Raw genomic sequence first — 16,461 nt, 5'->3', positions numbered from 1 at the left:
AAATATTTTTTTGACACCCCACCAACGGCTCAAACCGTTGATAAATCAACATTTATAGAGGGAGGAGAAATATGTCTCTGTTATTGACGGATGTGTCAAAGCAATACGGCTCATTTACAGCCGTGAACAATTTATCGTTACATATTCCAAAAGGTGAGATATTTGGATTTTTAGGGGCTAATGGTGCAGGGAAAACAACAACGTTTCGAATGGTATTAGGCTTGATTGAACAGTCGGCGGGAACCATTACGTGGAAGGGTGCACCGATTACATATGAAACAAGCAATATCGTTGGTTATTTACCAGAAGAGCGAGGGTTGTACCCAAAGCTAAAAGTGCGAGATCAGCTTGTTTATCTTGGTAAACTACGAGGGATGAACAAGAATGATATTTTAAAAGAAATGGATTATTGGTTGAAGCGTTTTAACGTACCTGACTACGCCAATAAAAAAGTAGAAGAGTTGTCAAAAGGAAATCAACAAAAAATCCAGTTCATCGCATCAGTGATTCACCGTCCAGAACTGCTTATTTTAGATGAACCGTTTAGCGGGCTGGATCCAGTTAATGTTGAGCTCCTCAAGTCAGCGGTCATTGATTTAAAAGAGCGAGGAACAACAATCGTCTTTTCAAGTCACCGTATGGAACACGTGGAAGAACTTTGTGAGCATTTATGCATCATGCACCATGGTCAGCCTGTTGTGCACGGCAAGCTAGGGGACATTAAACGCTCTTTTGGTAAGAAGAATGTTATCGTTCACGGAGAAGGTCCATTTGAACGCTTAGAAGCTGTAGATGGAGTTGTCAAAATGAAACAAACGGTTGAAGGTGTTAATCTGCAAATCGAGAATGAGGATGTCTCTCAAGCTATTTTCAAAGAGCTGGCAGACTTTTCATTTGTGCGAAAATTTATTGTAGAAGAACCTTCTCTAAATGATATTTTCATTGAAAAGGTAGGTGCTTCGTATGAATAAATTTTGGATCATTGTAGCACATACGTATTTAAACAAGCTTAAGACAAAATCGTTTATCATTACGACTGCTATTACAGTCCTGCTTTTATTAGGAATTACGAACTTAGATACAATTATTAAAGCATTTGATAATGACGAGCAAACGACTGTGGGAGTTCTCAGTGAATCCGAAGAGGCGTACAGCACATTCAAGGAAAATATGAAACTTATTGATGAAGACTTAGCGCTAAAAGAAATTAAGTCGGAGTCAGAAGCTAAGAAACAGGTCAAAGACGAAGAGATTGAAGGGTATCTTCAGCTATCAATCAATAGCGAAGAGCTACCACAAGGTGTTTACAAGTCAAACTCTTTAGCAGAATCTGCGGTTGCGACGTCCTTACAGCAGGGACTTCAACAACTGAAAGTTGCTTATGCTACCCAGAAGGTCGATTTAGACCCTCAGCAGATTGAAGAGATTTATAGTCCAGTTGCATTTGAAAAAGAAGCGTTAGTAGATAATGCCAAAACAGAGGAAGAACTAAGTCAAGCTAGGGGACTTGTGTACGTCTTACTGTTCGTTATTTATTTCTCCGTTATTATGTACGGCAGCATGATTGCGATGGAAGTTGCAACTGAAAAGTCATCACGAGTGATGGAAATTCTCGTGTCCAGCGTTTCTCCAGTAAAGCAAATGTTTGCAAAAATTGCAGGGATTGCGTTATTAAGCTTGACTCAGTTTACAATTATTGCTGCGGTCGGCTATATGTCTTTACAAGGAAGTTCCAGCGAACTTTCTGATTTCCTAGGGTTTTCAGATGTACCGATTCAGACGTTTGTGTATGCATTCGTTTTCTTTATTCTAGGTTATCTCTTATTTGCAACCCTAGCTGCGTTTTTGGGGTCGCTTGTTAGCCGTATTGAAGATGTACAGCAAATGATTACACCGATGACGCTTGTAATTGTAGCAGCATTTATGATTGCTATGTTTGGTTTAGGAAAGCCTGAAGCGTCATTTATTACTATCACGTCATTTATTCCGTTTTTTGCACCAATGATTATGTTTTTGCGTGTTGGAATGCTAACAGTGCCGGTGTGGGAAATTGCGCTTTCCATTGGCTTACTCGTTGCAACCATTGGCTTACTAGCTGTGTTTGGTGCTCGAGTTTACCGAGGTGGCGTTTTGATGTATGGAAAATCTTCATCGTTTAAAGATATTAAAAAAGCACTTCAGTTAACAAAGAAAGAATCCATAAAAAAATAAGAATAGAAAAAGGCATGAGCTCATATCGTAGTGAGTTCATGCCTTTTTCGGTCGAGTCGTGCATTAACGAAGTGATGGTGTTAAAATAAATGTAAAGGAATGACAGGTTACAGCGAGAATAGACGCGTAACGTAAGGAGGAACTGACATGGCAAAAGGAATTGGCCAGCATGAAGTAGGCGAACAAGTCGATTTATACTTTTTAATAAAATCTTCAACAAGAGGAATTGCAAGTAACGGAAAGCCGTTTTTGACGGTAATCTTACAAGATAAAACAGGAGATATTGAAGCGAAGCTATGGGATGTATCTCCTGAAGATGAAGAAACGTATGCTGCAGAAAAGATCGTAAAGGTTGCAGGAGAAGTAATGAATTATCGCGGTAGAAATCAGTTGAAGGTGCGCAACATTCGCCCAGCACAGCCGCAAGATGGAGTTCGAGTTTCTGATTTTCTAGAAGTAGCACCATTATCTCGAGAAGAAATGGTTGAATATATTACACAAAGCATCTTTGAAATGAAAAATTCTAATATTCAGCGCCTGACGCGTCATTTATTGAATAAGTATCAGTCAGAGTTTTTAGAATATCCAGCGGCAACAAAAAATCACCATGAATTTGTCTCAGGTTTGGCTTATCATGTTGTATCGATGCTTAAGCTTGCCAAAACGTTTGCTGACTTATATCCATCATTAAATCGAGATTTATTATATTCTGGCGTTATTTTACATGACTTAGGAAAAGTATTTGAGCTTTCTGGTCCTGTTTCAACAACCTATACGGTTCAAGGGAATTTATTGGGACATATTTCAATTATGGTGAATGAAATTGGGAAAACAGCTGAAGAGTTAGGTATTGAAGGTGAAGAAGTTATGCTTCTTCAACATATGGTTCTATCTCACCACGGGAAAGAAGAGTGGGGGAGCCCTAAAAAGCCGCTTATTAAAGAAGCAGAAATGCTCCATTTAATTGACAACGTCGATGCTAAAATGAATATGTTAGATCGTGCTTTAGACAAAACAAAGCCAGGTGAATTTACAGAGCGTATCTTTGCATTGGACAATAGATCATTCTATAAACCAACAGTTGAATAAAAGTATCAGTCATATCCGAGACAACTTGTACATATAGTGGTTGTAAATAACGGATGTGGAGGATGAAGAGATGGTAACATTACCGATTTGGATTTATTTAGTTGTAGCAGGTATCTTTTTTAGTGGATTTATGGCCATTCGCTCTGCACAGCAAGAAAAGCACATTGATGAGTCATTTATTGAAAAGGAAGGTCAAATTTTTATTGACCGGATGAATGTAGAAAAAGAGCGCCGCGAAGGCAATTCAATCTAAGCACATGAATAAGAAAAGGGCCGTTCCTTCGAACGGTCCTTTTTTTGAGTTAAGTTATTAACCCTGAGCATTTGTGCTATCTGTTTTTTCAAACGCAGGCTCAACCTTTTTATCTTTTACATCTACATTTGCATCTTCAAGCTCTTTTAACAGCTTTTCTTCTAGCTTAGCTTGGTCAACTTTTGAACGCTTAATCTCTTGCTCTAAGTCAGCTTTCATATCCTCAAAAGAAGCTAATTTCTTTTTATCTTCTAGCTTAATGATGTGATAGCCGTAGTCTGATTTAACCGGCTCACTAATTTCGCCTTTCTTAAGCTTGTAAGCAGCAGTTTCAAACGCTTCTACCATTTCGCCAGCACCGAAATATCCAAGGTCTCCACCTTTTTCGGCAGAACCTGTATCAGTTGAATATTCCTTCGCTAATTTTGCAAAGTCTTCACCTTTATCAAGCTTAGCCTTTACTTCTTTTGCTGTTTTTTCATCTTCAACTAGAATGTGACTAGCTTTAATTTCAGGCTTTTTCGCTTCATATGCTTCCTTTAATTCCTTTTCTGATACTTTAATATCAGCTGTTGCTACTTTGTCACGTAAAAGGTCTACTTTAAGCATGTCTTTTACGGAATCTTCACCATTTTGCTCAATAGCTTGGTCAATTTGATCTCCGTATTGTTCACGAAGATTGTCTAACTCTTGATCAAGTTCTTTATCAGTAATTTTATATTTTTCGCTAAGTACTTTTTCATCTACTACATTGCGCACTAAAGTGTTGAATTGGTCTTGACCAATTAAATTCTTCATTTCCTCATATAGTTCACCTTGAGTCACGTTTCCTGCATCAGTTTCAACAATGACTTTTGCTGAGTCACCTTTTGATTCTGAAGCATCGCTACTACAAGCTGATAATGCTACGATACTTGCAGCAGTTGACAGCGCAATTAAGCTTTTTTTCATATATACACACTCCTACTCTTTGTTTTCATATAAAGTGTAATGATAGTTCACTCATACATTTTACTATACCATATTTCTCAAATTTAACGAAATGAATATGGAAATAAAGTGAAAACAAGAATAAAAAGTATTATTTCCCTTAATTAAATCCGTTCTGAAAGTAAGAAATGCAGAAATAATTAGTAAAATCGTGATAAACGCCTAGACGCTTTAGAGTGTTCATGCATAACATGCAGTATTAGTAAACGAAGGAGGTGCTCATATTATGAGTCATGGATATGGATATGGAAACGGTTTTGCGTTATTAGTTGTGTTATTTATTTTATTAGTAATTATCGGATGTGCTTGTTACTACTAATAACACCAGAGACTGTAGGAGATGAAGGAGGAAGAAACAAATGGGTAAACATGGATATGGAAACGGCTTTTCTTTAATTGTAGTCCTGTTTATTTTACTAGTAATCATCGGCTATGGCTTAGCATACTAAGCAATAAAGTAAAACGCGGTGACTGGGTTCACCGCGTTTTATGTGAATAATACCTCAACATAGGAGGAGATCAATAAAATTGTAATTAAAATATTAATTGTACGAAATACCTTTGGTTGCTTCTCTTCAGGAATTTCTTTTTGTAGACATAATGTATTTGTTAGTGTATTAATGTAAAATAAAATAAATAAAGCAAACGGTATAAAGAATATGTACATAAAGTAGAATCCCCCTAAAATCGACGTCAATTATCTGGACTATACGTAGTTTATCTAATGAGAAAATAATATCTAGCGAGTAATGTCAATATTAACATTACCAAAAAATAAGGAAAATAGATAGAGATTCGCTAAAACTTCCTGTAAATTGCGGAAGAACTGTCGAAAATAAGGGGGTATCGAAATGCCCTTGCGAAATAAAGACAAGGCCGTTGAAATGCATTGTAACATAAAGAATTATTTGGAAGAAAGGGTTCGAATCATGTACAATATGAAGTAGGGACATGAACGGTGAAGGAGTAGAGTAAAGGATGGAAACTTTAGAATCTAGAGTGACACGTTTAGAATACTACATAAAATTGCTAGCTGGAACGCCTGAGCAGGAAGCAAAGCCATTTATTGAGCTCGTTGTTAAAGAAGAGCTAACGAGAAGAGAAGTAGAAGATGTTTTACTTCTATGCGAAGAAATTAAAGAGGTGTACATTGAGCAAAAAGCGGAAGGCTTAACTGACTTCGTTCCGCTTCTTACACAATTTGTTGGAATGCTTAATTATAAGCTGGACCCGCAGGAAACAATCGAGTCTTTACTGAATCAAAGCTCGTATCAAGATGTAATGACAGAGCTTTTTAATATCGTGCAATGGATTCGTGACTAGTTCTTAATTAGAAATGCTTTCTTTTTGATCAGTCACGATTTTTTCTCTTTTTTCTAGCTTGCCATCGTTATCAACAAACTCTTCTTCAATGTGATGAAATGAACGTTCGAAAATATCCATGAAGTCTTCCCCATAAATTTTACGGATTACGGTCATTAGTTCCATAAACTCTGGAAATTTACCATACAAGTTTCGAAGGGGAAGAGCACCATTAAAAACAGAATTCTCGGATGGCTTGTAGTTCTCCATTAAAGCTAGTAAAATATCTTCGCCCTTTTGCGTTAGTTGAATGTAAGTGTTGCGCTTATCGGTTTCTTTTTTTGAAAATTCCAACAATCCTCTTTCTTCTAACTTTTTAGAAAAGTTAAACGCTGTTGAAACATGCATTACCCCAAACTTTGCAATCTCTGAAATTGATGCCCCGTTTAAATGATATGAAATCCATAGAATATGGTGCTCATTAATATTTAAGTCATAGGGCTTAATCCACTGCTGCCAATCTTTTTCTACGGTCTTCCACAGTGCTTTGCTTAATTGGGCAATACGTTGGCTAAATAAGAGTGCTTCTTTCAAATCATACACTTGATCACTTGTTTTTTTCATTTTCTCCCCACCTACTTTAGCGCAATTGCTTTTTTTTATTTATCTTCTATTATGCCAATAAAATAAAAAATTATAAAGATGTAAATTTACGAAATTTTAAAAAATTAAATAAAAGGAGGTAAAAAACCTCCTTTATTTCCCTTCAGTTTTGGTTGTTTGTATGTGCTTTTCTAGGTGTGAAAGTGAATCTTCAATTTCATTTAAGTGTGATTGGATGGACTGCTGGTGTGGACGAATGTCTTTTTGGAATTCGTTGAGCGTTTTTGAAAGGTCTTTTGCGATATTTTTCACTATAGTATTTCCATCTTTAGCAGTCGTTTGAATCTGCGTTTTAAGATGTTTAATCTTTCCAGAGATGTCTTCTTTTGTTTCTTTTACTTGATGACTTTCTTGCGCAATGCGTTGGCGCAATGTTTTACCTGAAGTAGGGGTTAGCAAAAGCGTTGCAGCAGCTGCGGCAATGCTCCCAGCCGCAATGCCTGTAAAAAGGGAGGTAGTACGTTTCATAAAATCACTCCTATATATTATTTCTTTTTATGAACAAAGTTGTTCATACTGACATCATCTAACTTTTTTAAGAGTCAAAGAGTTTATACTGTATTATGTTTCCTAACCGTTAAGAAATAAACCTGCTAAATACAAAAAGGGCCCGCGTGGTACAGGCCCTTTCAAATCATGATACTTTTGCTGAAATACTTGTGCGCTTTAGTACAGAGTTTACGATCGGGTACACCACAACCATAACAATGGTATTTACAACCGTTGCAGGTAATACAACGCCTACAATTAGCGCCATTAAACCACCTGGTAACCCAACGATAAGTGCTGCTGCTGACAAGAAAATAATGCCTGATACAAGTGTACCAACCGCTGTTAGAGCGGCAGCTACAGGTGTCTTCACTGTTGTAACGTTACGAACAAGAAGTAATAAACCAAAAATAATAAAAGCAGTGATTGGTTTATCAATGATGTTTGGCACTTGCCCACCAGGGAATCCTGTTGTTAAGGCAGAAATAGCACCCGTTGTTAATCCAAGCAGTAAAACGTTTTTGACCCCAGGGAATAGTAAAATACCTAAGAACATCATGGTTAACATCATGTCTGGCTTCATACCAAACAAGACAGGTGGCATAATCGCATGCAGTACGGCACCAATTCCAACTAATAAAGATAGTGATACTAATGTTTTTGTGTTCATTTCTCATCTCTCCTCTTCTAAGCTAAGCTCTAAATATACCAATAGTGCGCCTGTGCCTATTGCATATATTTAGAGACTAATTATAACATAAATCTGTGAAAATAGAATCAATCAGTTTACGCGTGAACGGATGCAAATTCATCCATAAATGCCGCTAATGCTTGACATGCTTCTAGTGGAACAGCGTTATAAATAGAAGCACGGCAGCCGCCTACAGAACGATGTCCCGCTAAGCCAACAAAGCCTTGTTCTTTTGATTGTGCTAAGAAAGCAGCGGTTAATTCTTCATTTGGTAAAGTAAACGTCACGTTCATTAGTGAGCGGCTATCATTTGTTGCATGCGGTGTGTAAAAGCCATTTGACTTGTCGATGCTAGAATAGATTAACTCTGCTTTTTTCTTATTATTTTCTGCAACTACTGTGACGCCCCCTTGTTCTTTGATCCAGTCTAAAACAAGAGATAGCATATAAATACCAAACGTTGGAGGCGTGTTATATAATGAGTTGCTTTTAATATGCGTATTGTAATCGAGCATAGTTGGTAAGTTTGCTGGGATTCGCTTTAACAAGTCTTTTTTAATAATAACAACGGTTACGCCGGATGGGCCTAAATTCTTTTGAGCACCGGCATAAATCAAGGAGAACTTAGATACGTCGATTGGACGGCACAAAATATCGCTTGACATATCCGCGATTAAATCAATGTTTTCAAATTTTGGATATTCAGCCCACTGTGTGCCAAAGATTGTATTGTTAGATGTGATATGCAGATACGCGGTGTTTGAAGGTAGAGCAGCGCGATCTAATGTTGGAATTGAACGGTAATTTTCTTCTTTAGTAGACGCAACAACCGTTGTTTCACCAACTTTTTTAGCTTCTTTTAATGCTTTTTCCGACCAAGCACCAGTGAGCACAAATGCTCCTACTTGATCTTTTCCTAAAAAGTTCATTGGAATCATTGAAAACTGAAGGCTAGCTCCGCCTTGTAAAAATAAAATTTCATGTGTGTCTGGGATTGAAAGTAGTTCTGTTAATGTTTCTTTTGCATGGTTCAAAACATTTTCGAATTCTTTGCTACGGTGAGATAACTCCATTACGGACATGCCCGTCCCTTTAAAATCCGTTAGCTCTTGTTGAGCAAGTTGTAAGACAGGTAGGGGAAGTGCAGATGGTCCTGCGTTAAAATTGTAAGCACGTTTTACTGAAATCACGTTAATTCCTCCTCAGATTTTCACATTCATCACAGACTGTATCTTGCTTCTTTGTCAGAAAGAATATCACTATACTATCATGAAAATAATTTAATGTGTGAAAACTTTTGAAAAATTTTAAGTAATCAGTATAGAAAATAAAAAACGTAGGAATGCGTGACAAAAGGTGTTAAAATCGATAAATACATAAAATATCTAAACAGGAAGAAGGTTATCATCTTGACGTGGCATATTAAAACATTTGATCAGCTGACAACGCATGAGCTATATGACATCTTACAGGAGCGTACTAGGGTATTTGTTGTTGAACAAGAGTGTGCTTATTTAGAGGTAGATGGAAAGGACCAGGCTTCTTATCATTTATTTAAAGTGGAAAATGCGCAAATCATTGCGTACATCCGTTTAATGCCTAAAGGAGTTAGCTATCAAGAAGCTTCATTTGGTCGCGTCCTTGTTCACTCAGATTATCGAAAAACAGGGATGGGAAGAGAGTTAGTTCAAAAAGGATTAGCGTTCTTAAAGGATCAAATGGGAGAAGAGGTTGTAAAAATTCAGGCACAAAGTCACCTGCAGCATTTTTATGAATCATTTGGGTTTTATGCGATTTCAAACGTGTATGATGACGACGGGATTCCGCACGTAGATATGATTAAAGAAGAGATTGAGACATAAGTGTTTCAGTCAATGATCTATCCGAACCATTGAGAGTTAACGACTCTTTTATAGTTCGGATTTTTTGTTGATTGGGAAACCAATTTTAGAGAATTAGTGGAATGGAGCGTAAGACACGTGACTCCTGCGGGAGATAGAGGAAAGGCTGAGACCCCGCAGCGTAGCGAGGAGGCTCAGATTCCTCCCCGCGGAAAGCGAGTGTCTGTAGCGCAATGGAACGAACCGATTATTATAACCTAACTACTTTAAAAAGGCGTCATTCGTCCTTTAGAAAGGAACATTTTGTTTTGTCCCAGACTCTTTTGTCTTATAAACGCTCCGAAATTTCAGCTGCGATGCTCTGTAGCTTTTCAGGTGTGTAGTCGCTTGTATGCTCTTTCCACACTGCACCAAAGCCGTCGCCTTCACCGTAGCGAGGAATAATATGCATATGATAATGAAACACAGATTGACCTGCTTTTTCACCGTTATTATTTAAAATATTGATTCCAACTGGCTCATATGTTTCTTTGATTGCCGTGGCAATTTGCGGTACGACTTCAAATAAATGACGAGCAATTTCAGGCGTAAGCTCATGAATATCTTTTTTATGTACTTTAGGAATAACAAGCGTATGGCCTTTTGTGACTTGGCTAATATCTAAAAATGCTAGTACATGTTCATTTTCAAACACTTTGGCACACGGAATTTCTCCGCGGATAATTTTACAGAAGATGCAGTTTTCATCGAGATTACTCATATTATTCACCCTTCTTTCATAAAAATAAAATAGCTTGTACGACTTAATTTTAGCATAAATAGAAGAGGAAAAAGAAGAGAACAGTAAAAAGCGAGATGCAATCGAATGATGCACCTCGCTATGAAGAAGGAAACAAAGCTTCTATTTCACTATATTGCGTTTAAGGAACACCTCATTTACGTAATAATGTGCCTAATTCATGTAAATTGTCTTCGACAAACACCTCATTCGACATTTTAATGACAAGCATTAACGTAGAATAAAACGTTTCTTCTCTTTGACAAACACCTCATTTAAGCAATTTGTAGAATGGATAAATAAATTGAACGAAGTCGTTCGTGGTCTTTGACAAACACCTCATTTACACAGTGATAAATGAACAATATTGTCTACCTTTTATAAATCAATTCCAACTACGCTCATGACTAACATCCCCTTATTATAACGCTTAACATAGTGCTTCATGATTAATGTCTGGTGTAGACACCTCATTTCAGATGTAGAAAGCTAATGTTGAACATCAACGGCTTTCCTTCTTCCCTAATTAGAATGTCCACGTATTTAAAAATTTAAACTGGAAATATAATCCTTATTTTTGATGATTAAAAAAATGTATCCTTGAAGAAGATTTGGTACAATAGATAAAAATGAGCGGTTTGTCATCATTGCTATGTTGTATGGAACACTTTCATTTACCGCGTATGTCACGTTATTTTGTTTACTAAATTCACGTATTTAAAGGAGAATTCAATGAGTTTATTACAAATTCAACATTTAACTGGAGGATATACAAAAACGCCTGTATTAAAGGACGTATCTTTCGAGGTTAATGCAGGAGAACTAGTTGGGCTTATTGGCCTTAACGGAGCAGGTAAAAGTACAACCATTAAACATATTATTGGGTTAATGGAGCCAAAGAAAGGATCCATTGCTATTCATAATAAAACGTTTCAACAGGATTCAACCGGCTATCGTACGCAATTTACATTTATTCCTGAAACACCAATCTTATACGATGAGCTAACGTTAAAAGAACATTTAGATATGACGGCAATGGCCTATGGGTTAGATTCCAAAACGTATGAAGCTCGCTTAAAGCCGCTGTTAAAAGAATTTCGTATGGATAAAAAGCTGAAGTGGTTTCCAGCTCATTTTTCAAAAGGGATGAAGCAAAAGGTAATGATTATGTGTGCCTTTTTAGTTCAGCCTTCACTTTATATTATTGATGAACCATTTTTAGGGCTAGATCCACTTGGTATTCAGTCATTATTAGATTTAATGACTGATATGAAAAAGCAGGGAGCCGGCATTTTAATGTCTACGCATATTTTAGCCACAGCAGAGCGCTATTGTGACAAATTTGTTATTTTACATAACGGTCAAGTAAGAGCACAAGGAACGCTAGCGGATTTAAGAGCCCAGTTTAATAAGCCAAACGCAACGCTAGATGAAATCTATATTGAACTGACGAAGGAAGAGGACTATGAGTAGTATTGAAGGGCTGTGGCAGCAGCGATTTCAGCAGCATCTAAAAGATACGCGCCGCTATATGAAGTATATTTTTAACGATCATTTAAAGCTTGTGCTCGTGTTTGCCATTGGGGCAGCTGCTTATTATTATCAGCAGTGGTTAGATACGTTAACACCAGCTTTTCCATCAGCGTTTTTAATTGCAGTAATCATGAGTCTGGTACTCACGAGCGGTTCTATTCGTACGTTTTTAAAAGGGCCAGATTTAGTCTTTATGCTTGCGCTTGAATCAAAGCTACAGTTGTATTTTAAAAAGTCATTTTTTTATACGTTTTCCACATATATTTATGTGCTACTTATACTAACAGCCGCTGTTGCTCCGCTGCACGTAAAAGTAACGAACCAGACGTACTCAACGATTTTTACGCATTTAATTCTCTTGCTGATTTTAAAAGCAATCAATTTAAAAATGACGTGGTGGAGCGTTTATTTTGAAGAAAAGTACGCAAGGTGGATCGATTACCTTGTACGTTTCCTGTTAAATGGAGTGTTTGTTTATTTTCTATTTGTGGGATCTTATGCGTTTTTCCCCGCTGTTACAGGAGCTATTATTATCGGCTTAGCCCTATATTACCGTTCCCTTGTAAAAGCAAAGCCGTTGAAGTGGGAAACATTGATCGAGCTTGAAGAGCGGAGAGTGGCAATGTTTTATCGCTTGGCTAACTTATTTACGGATGTTCCGCAACTAAAGGAGCAGGTAAAGCGTAGGGCATACTTGGACACTATTCTAAAGAGTATCCCGTTTCAACAGCAGGCAACTCATCGCTATTTATATACGCGTACGTTTTTGCGCGCAGGAGATTATTTAGGTCTGCTAGTACGCTTGACGGTCATTAGCGGGTTAATTTTGATAGCGACTCCTTTTGCTTATGGAAATATTGTTATTGTACTGTTAACGCTTTATATAACAGGATTTCAAATCATGCCGCTATGGAAACATCATAAACAAGTTTTGTGGTTATCTCTGTATCCTCTTCAAGAGCAAACAAGAAGAGCAGCGTTTTTAAGCATTATTCGAAATGTCTTATTTTTGCAAGCAGCTTGTTTAAGTATTGTGGTAGCAGCTTCTAACTTGCTTGTTGGTTTGCTTGCTTTTGTTGTAGGTGGGCTATTTGTTCAATTTTTTGTTACTGCTTATATTAAGAAAAAAGCCATTGCATAAAAAAATCTGCCTCCTAGGGCAGATTTTTTTCGTTTGAGGATAATAACCGCAGACGATATACATTCATTGCAACCTGAGTGACATGATCAAGCAGGTGATAATTTGCAAAAGCACCAACAAAAGCGCCAAATCCAGGCATGAGCTGAAGCATTTTAATTACATCAATATAGTCACGATACTCTTGCTGAAAGCTTTTCCAATCGAGATTATGTTGAGACGATTGATTCCATTCCTGTATAAGAGCAAAGACTTCCGTTCGCTTTTCTTCGCTACAAAACGCAAGGTGAAAAATATATAAAATGAATAGCCGTTCGTCTTGCTTGCGGACGTCAAAACCGTAAATAGTAGCAATATCAAACAAACATTTCATCTTAATTGACAAAAAAAGAGGAAAGTCAGCTGCGCCTAACAACAGTCCACCAGCGCCTGTTCCTGCCCCCTCAACGGCAGCAGTTTTACGATATTTAGAAATCGTTGCCTTAATTTCAGCTTCACGCTCTTCAAAGCTTAAATGGCGATTATAGTCCTTCTTTGTGGTAATGGTAGAGCCAATAATTGTAGTCTCTACCATTTTTTTTATGCTTTCCGTAATCATTTTATGAATGCTTTCTGGTACTTTTTTATTCAATTTGTTTTGCAGCTGCTTGGCATTTCGCTGAAAGGCAGATGGACGCTTTAACAGCGTAATCTTCCAGTGTTCTGCATCAGCCAACGCTCTTTGTTCATACTCAGTCATTCAGACACCCCTTTTTGAAAACCGCTTTTCTTATATACGAAGCAAGAGACAAAAAGTTTCTACCTATGCAAAGAAGCCTCCACACTCAATAGATGGAGGCGAACTAGTTAAGATGTAATGGATTCTGCTTTTTGTTCTTTAGATAAGTATTCAATTGCTGCTGTACCGAGTGTTTTTGAAGCGATTAACATCGCTTTTTCATTAAAATCAAACTTTGGATGATGATGTGGATAAGGAGTATCGACGCCTTCAGGCTGCGCTCCTGTGAAAAAGAATGTTCCTTTTATGTGCTGCAGATAATAAGCAAAATCTTCTCCACCCATTTGCGGTTCGGTTTCTTCCACTTTTTCCACTTCTGGAATTGTTTCTGCTACTTTTGCTAAGAACGCATTTTCTTCGCTATGATTGACAACGGCGGGGTAGCCGCGTTTAAACGAATAGTCATAGGAAGCATCAGCAGCTAAGCAGGTTCCCTGAATGATACGCTCAATTTCTCTTTCCATATCATTGCGTACATCTTCGCTAAACGTGCGAACTGTACCAACAAGCTTTGCTGAATCAGCAATTACGTTAAAGGCATTTTCCGCTACGAAAGAACCAACAGTAATGACGGCTGATTCAACTGGATTGACGCGTCTGCTGATAATTTGCTGCAAGTTAACCACGAGCTGAGAAGCAATGACAATTGCATCTTTGGTTTTGTGAGGTTGAGCACCGTGACCTCCAGCGCCTTTAATGGTAATTTCAAATCGATCCGCTGCCGCCATGAACGGACCGTTTCTGTGCTGAATGACACCTGTAGGGGTAACAGCCCATAAATGTGTGCCGAAAATCGCATCTACGCCATCTAAGCATCCATCTTCAATCATTGGTTTCGCTCCACCAGGCGCATATTCTTCAGCATGCTGATGAATGAACACAATCGTTCCTTCTAAGTGATCTTTTAACTGTTGAATGGATTTAGCGAGAACCAAAAGGGTAGCCGTGTGTCCATCGTGTCCACAAGCGTGCATTACGCCAGGAACAGTTGATTTATAGGGTACGTCTTTTTCATCTTGGATGGCTAAAGCATCAAAGTCGGCACGTAAAGCAACTGTTGGACCAGGCTTTTCTCCTTTAATCGTTGCGACGATGCCATTTCCACCAACGTTTGCTCGGTAAGGCACGCCAATTTTGTCATAAAAGCTACGGATATAAGTAGCGGTTTGGAATTCTTTGAAAGAAGGTTCAGGGTATTGGTGAAGATAACGTCTAATTTGGACCATTTCATCATAGCTTTTTTCTAGTAAAGAGTGTAGTTCTGAAATCATTAAGTCAGATCCTTTCATTGATAATAGCTGTTTGTAGAGTTTTTGTTAAATAAATAAATAGTTTAGAATTATTTGACATTTTATATTATATCAATATTTGATGAAAATGAAAACAAATGAAGCGTTCCCAATAAAAATTGATTGCACATTTGCTTTTGTTCGATGAATAATAGAAGGAGATAAATTTATACATGAGGAAGTGGCGTATGAAATATCGATTTATTCTTTTATTATTACTTGCACTGATGGGGATGTTTATAGGTGTCGTTATGACAATTAATGGACCGGTGCACGGCATAGATGCGTTCTTTCTAACCATTGCTACAAACATACATAATCATGAGCTGGTGATTCGAATTTTAGAAGTTACTTCATTTTTTGCTTCAAAGCCAATGATTATTATTCTATCCCTTTTACTTGTTGGAGTATTAGGTTTCAACAAGCGTGACACTGTAGGTGCTGTGACTGTACTGGCTTTTGTTTTAAGCGGTTATTTACTGAACAACGCCGTAAAAGCATGGATTGAACGACTACGTCCGACATTGGGAGTAGAGGGATACAGCTTTCCAAGTGGTCATGCCATGCTGGGTTTGATGCTTTATGGGTTTTTATTGTTTTTTATTATTTTTTATGTGAAGAATGAGACGGTTAGAAAGGCTTCAATTATCGTTTTTAGTTTACTGATTTTATTCATTGGTGTCAGTCGTTTCCTATTAGCTGAGCACTATATGACAGATGTTTTGGGTGGCTACTTACTAGGTGGTTTTTGGCTGACAGTGGGTTTGCTGTTTTATACGTTAGTAAAAGCTTATTTAACACCAACTGCTCCAATGAATTCAAAGCAATATATGGGATGAAAAAGAGTTTGGGACATAACAAAATGATTGCTTCTAAGAGACGAACAATAGCTGTTCCAATCTTTTTGGTTTGTCTGAACACGTTCGTTCCATTGCGCTACGGCCACTCGCTTTCCGCGGGGAGGAACCTGAGCTTCCTCGCTGCGCTGCGGGATCTCCGTTTTCCCTCTCTTCCCGCAGGAGTCGAGTGTCCTACGCTCCATTCCACCCTGTTTCCAACATTGTTTTCACAATCAACCAAAAAACCTGAACGATTAAAAGTAAGAAACTCTCAATCGTTCAGGTTTATCATTGGCTGAATTACTTATGTCCCAGCCTCTTTTTATCGTATCCCAATTTAACTGTATTACTCATGCTTTATAAAAAATGTAAAATTTAAATAAGAAACATTGCTACGACGGTCGTGACAACTAATCCAATTGCCACGGGCTTTAAGTTTCTGCGCGCTAGCTCAAACGGACTCACACCACAGATAGCCGCAGCGGGGATCAATGCCCAGGGAATTAGCGTACCGCCGCCCATAAAAGACATATAATCATTTCGCTGATACAATAATGATTTCTCTAGGGTTTCCTGT

Annotated in this window: 22 protein-coding genes and 1 pseudogene; 12 read left to right on the top strand and 11 right to left on the bottom strand. The window is 37.8% G+C overall.

The annotated features are described in order from the left end of the window. The first annotated feature begins 71 nt into the window (after positions 1 to 71). The 4 genes from AC1UFB_RS04390 (at position 72) to AC1UFB_RS04375 (ending at position 3,553) form a co-directional block, all read left to right on the top strand. On the top strand, positions 72 to 971 hold the full coding sequence (locus AC1UFB_RS04390) for an ABC transporter ATP-binding protein (RefSeq protein WP_025907792.1): 900 nt from the start codon (positions 72 to 74) through the stop codon (positions 969 to 971). Next, entirely contained in the window at positions 964 to 2,211 is a 1,248-nt protein-coding gene (locus AC1UFB_RS04385) for an ABC transporter permease (protein WP_482588612.1), read from the top strand. The genes AC1UFB_RS04390 and AC1UFB_RS04385 overlap by 8 nt, the downstream gene beginning before the upstream one ends. Positions 2,212 to 2,358: 147 nt before the next feature. Next, the gene (gene yhaM / locus AC1UFB_RS04380; RefSeq protein ID WP_061786417.1) at positions 2,359 to 3,300 is read left to right on the top strand and encodes a 3'-5' exoribonuclease YhaM; all 942 of its coding nucleotides are present in this window, start codon (positions 2,359 to 2,361) and stop codon (positions 3,298 to 3,300) included. A gap of 70 nt (positions 3,301 to 3,370) precedes the next feature. Beyond that, entirely contained in the window at positions 3,371 to 3,553 is a 183-nt protein-coding gene (locus tag AC1UFB_RS04375) for a sporulation YhaL family protein (protein ID WP_025907789.1), read from the top strand. A 57-nt stretch (positions 3,554 to 3,610) separates the two neighbouring features. Here the strand turns inward: AC1UFB_RS04375 and AC1UFB_RS04370 are convergent, their stop codons facing one another. Further along, on the bottom strand, positions 3,611 to 4,504 hold the full coding sequence (locus AC1UFB_RS04370; RefSeq protein WP_100348061.1) for a peptidylprolyl isomerase: 894 nt from the start codon (positions 4,502 to 4,504) through the stop codon (positions 3,611 to 3,613). A 265-nt stretch (positions 4,505 to 4,769) separates the two neighbouring features. On the opposite strand from AC1UFB_RS04370, the gene AC1UFB_RS04365 reads away from it, so the two are divergent. Further along, a complete protein-coding gene (locus AC1UFB_RS04365) occupies positions 4,770 to 4,862 on the top strand; it encodes a YjcZ family sporulation protein (RefSeq protein ID WP_076513325.1) in 93 nt (30 codons plus the stop codon). A 40-nt stretch (positions 4,863 to 4,902) separates the two neighbouring features. Continuing rightward, the gene (locus AC1UFB_RS04360; RefSeq protein WP_076513324.1) at positions 4,903 to 4,992 is read left to right on the top strand and encodes a YjcZ family sporulation protein; all 90 of its coding nucleotides are present in this window, start codon (positions 4,903 to 4,905) and stop codon (positions 4,990 to 4,992) included. A 38-nt stretch (positions 4,993 to 5,030) separates the two neighbouring features. On the opposite strand, the gene AC1UFB_RS04355 is transcribed toward AC1UFB_RS04360, so the two are convergent. Further along, positions 5,031 to 5,210, bottom strand: coding sequence for a hypothetical protein (locus tag AC1UFB_RS04355; RefSeq protein WP_025907787.1), 180 nt, complete (start codon positions 5,208 to 5,210; stop codon positions 5,031 to 5,033). Between the two features lie 311 nt (positions 5,211 to 5,521). On the opposite strand from AC1UFB_RS04355, the gene AC1UFB_RS04350 reads away from it, so the two are divergent. Continuing rightward, entirely contained in the window at positions 5,522 to 5,866 is a 345-nt protein-coding gene (locus AC1UFB_RS04350) for a DUF1878 family protein (RefSeq protein ID WP_076513322.1), read from the top strand. A gap of 3 nt (positions 5,867 to 5,869) precedes the next feature. Here the strand turns inward: AC1UFB_RS04350 and AC1UFB_RS04345 are convergent, their stop codons facing one another. The 4 genes from AC1UFB_RS04345 to serC form a co-directional block, all read right to left on the bottom strand. Then, positions 5,870 to 6,469: an HTH-type transcriptional regulator Hpr gene (locus AC1UFB_RS04345; RefSeq protein WP_025907785.1), complete on the bottom strand. Its 600-nt coding sequence runs from the start codon at positions 6,467 to 6,469 to the stop codon at positions 5,870 to 5,872. Between the two features lie 132 nt (positions 6,470 to 6,601). After that, a complete protein-coding gene (locus tag AC1UFB_RS04340) occupies positions 6,602 to 6,976 on the bottom strand; it encodes a YtxH domain-containing protein (protein WP_062686528.1) in 375 nt (124 codons plus the stop codon). A 166-nt stretch (positions 6,977 to 7,142) separates the two neighbouring features. After that, a complete protein-coding gene (locus tag AC1UFB_RS04335) occupies positions 7,143 to 7,667 on the bottom strand; it encodes a tryptophan transporter (RefSeq protein ID WP_076513320.1) in 525 nt (174 codons plus the stop codon). Between the two features lie 116 nt (positions 7,668 to 7,783). After that, positions 7,784 to 8,875, bottom strand: coding sequence for a 3-phosphoserine/phosphohydroxythreonine transaminase (gene serC, locus AC1UFB_RS04330; protein ID WP_174521199.1), 1,092 nt, complete (start codon positions 8,873 to 8,875; stop codon positions 7,784 to 7,786). Between the two features lie 222 nt (positions 8,876 to 9,097). On the opposite strand from serC, the gene AC1UFB_RS04325 reads away from it, so the two are divergent. Beyond that, on the top strand, positions 9,098 to 9,550 hold the full coding sequence (locus AC1UFB_RS04325) for a GNAT family N-acetyltransferase (protein WP_025907781.1): 453 nt from the start codon (positions 9,098 to 9,100) through the stop codon (positions 9,548 to 9,550). A gap of 96 nt (positions 9,551 to 9,646) precedes the next feature. After that, entirely contained in the window at positions 9,647 to 9,790 is a 144-nt protein-coding gene (locus AC1UFB_RS04320) for a hypothetical protein (RefSeq protein WP_176031382.1), read from the top strand. Between the two features lie 67 nt (positions 9,791 to 9,857). Here AC1UFB_RS04320 and AC1UFB_RS04315 read toward each other — a convergent pair whose 3' ends face one another. Beyond that, a complete protein-coding gene (locus tag AC1UFB_RS04315) occupies positions 9,858 to 10,289 on the bottom strand; it encodes an HIT family protein (RefSeq protein WP_025907780.1) in 432 nt (143 codons plus the stop codon). Between the two features lie 750 nt (positions 10,290 to 11,039). On the opposite strand from AC1UFB_RS04315, the gene AC1UFB_RS04310 reads away from it, so the two are divergent. Together AC1UFB_RS04310 and AC1UFB_RS04305 are read left to right on the top strand one after the other, a co-directional pair. Next, a complete protein-coding gene (locus AC1UFB_RS04310; RefSeq protein ID WP_025907779.1) occupies positions 11,040 to 11,780 on the top strand; it encodes an ABC transporter ATP-binding protein in 741 nt (246 codons plus the stop codon). Then, positions 11,773 to 12,981: an ABC transporter permease gene (locus tag AC1UFB_RS04305; protein ID WP_482588607.1), complete on the top strand. Its 1,209-nt coding sequence runs from the start codon at positions 11,773 to 11,775 to the stop codon at positions 12,979 to 12,981. The genes AC1UFB_RS04310 and AC1UFB_RS04305 overlap by 8 nt, the downstream gene beginning before the upstream one ends. Before the next feature lie 13 nt (positions 12,982 to 12,994). Here AC1UFB_RS04305 and AC1UFB_RS04300 read toward each other — a convergent pair whose 3' ends face one another. Continuing rightward, entirely contained in the window at positions 12,995 to 13,717 is a 723-nt protein-coding gene (locus tag AC1UFB_RS04300) for an EcsC family protein (RefSeq protein WP_061786591.1), read from the bottom strand. A 107-nt stretch (positions 13,718 to 13,824) separates the two neighbouring features. Continuing rightward, positions 13,825 to 15,027 (bottom strand): M20 family metallopeptidase, encoded by a 1,203-nt coding sequence (locus tag AC1UFB_RS04295; RefSeq protein WP_025907776.1) that lies wholly within the window; start codon positions 15,025 to 15,027, stop codon positions 13,825 to 13,827. Between the two features lie 191 nt (positions 15,028 to 15,218). Here AC1UFB_RS04295 and AC1UFB_RS04290 point away from each other — a divergent pair, with 191 nt between their 5' ends. Continuing rightward, positions 15,219 to 15,884 (top strand): phosphatase PAP2 family protein, encoded by a 666-nt coding sequence (locus AC1UFB_RS04290; protein ID WP_061786592.1) that lies wholly within the window; start codon positions 15,219 to 15,221, stop codon positions 15,882 to 15,884. On the opposite strand, the gene AC1UFB_RS04285 is transcribed toward AC1UFB_RS04290, so the two are convergent. Next, a complete protein-coding gene (locus tag AC1UFB_RS04285; RefSeq protein WP_326046550.1) occupies positions 15,836 to 16,087 on the bottom strand; it encodes a hypothetical protein in 252 nt (83 codons plus the stop codon). The genes AC1UFB_RS04290 and AC1UFB_RS04285 overlap by 49 nt on opposite strands. 172 nt (positions 16,088 to 16,259) lie before the next feature. Then, positions 16,260 to 16,461: pseudogene (locus AC1UFB_RS04280) on the bottom strand (hypothetical protein); the annotation flags it as partial.

It is taken from the genome of Priestia sp. KCTC 13724 (genome assembly GCF_056820425.1).
Note: the sequence above shows the minus strand (reverse complement) of the source record. Positions and strands in the feature narration are given on the sequence as shown.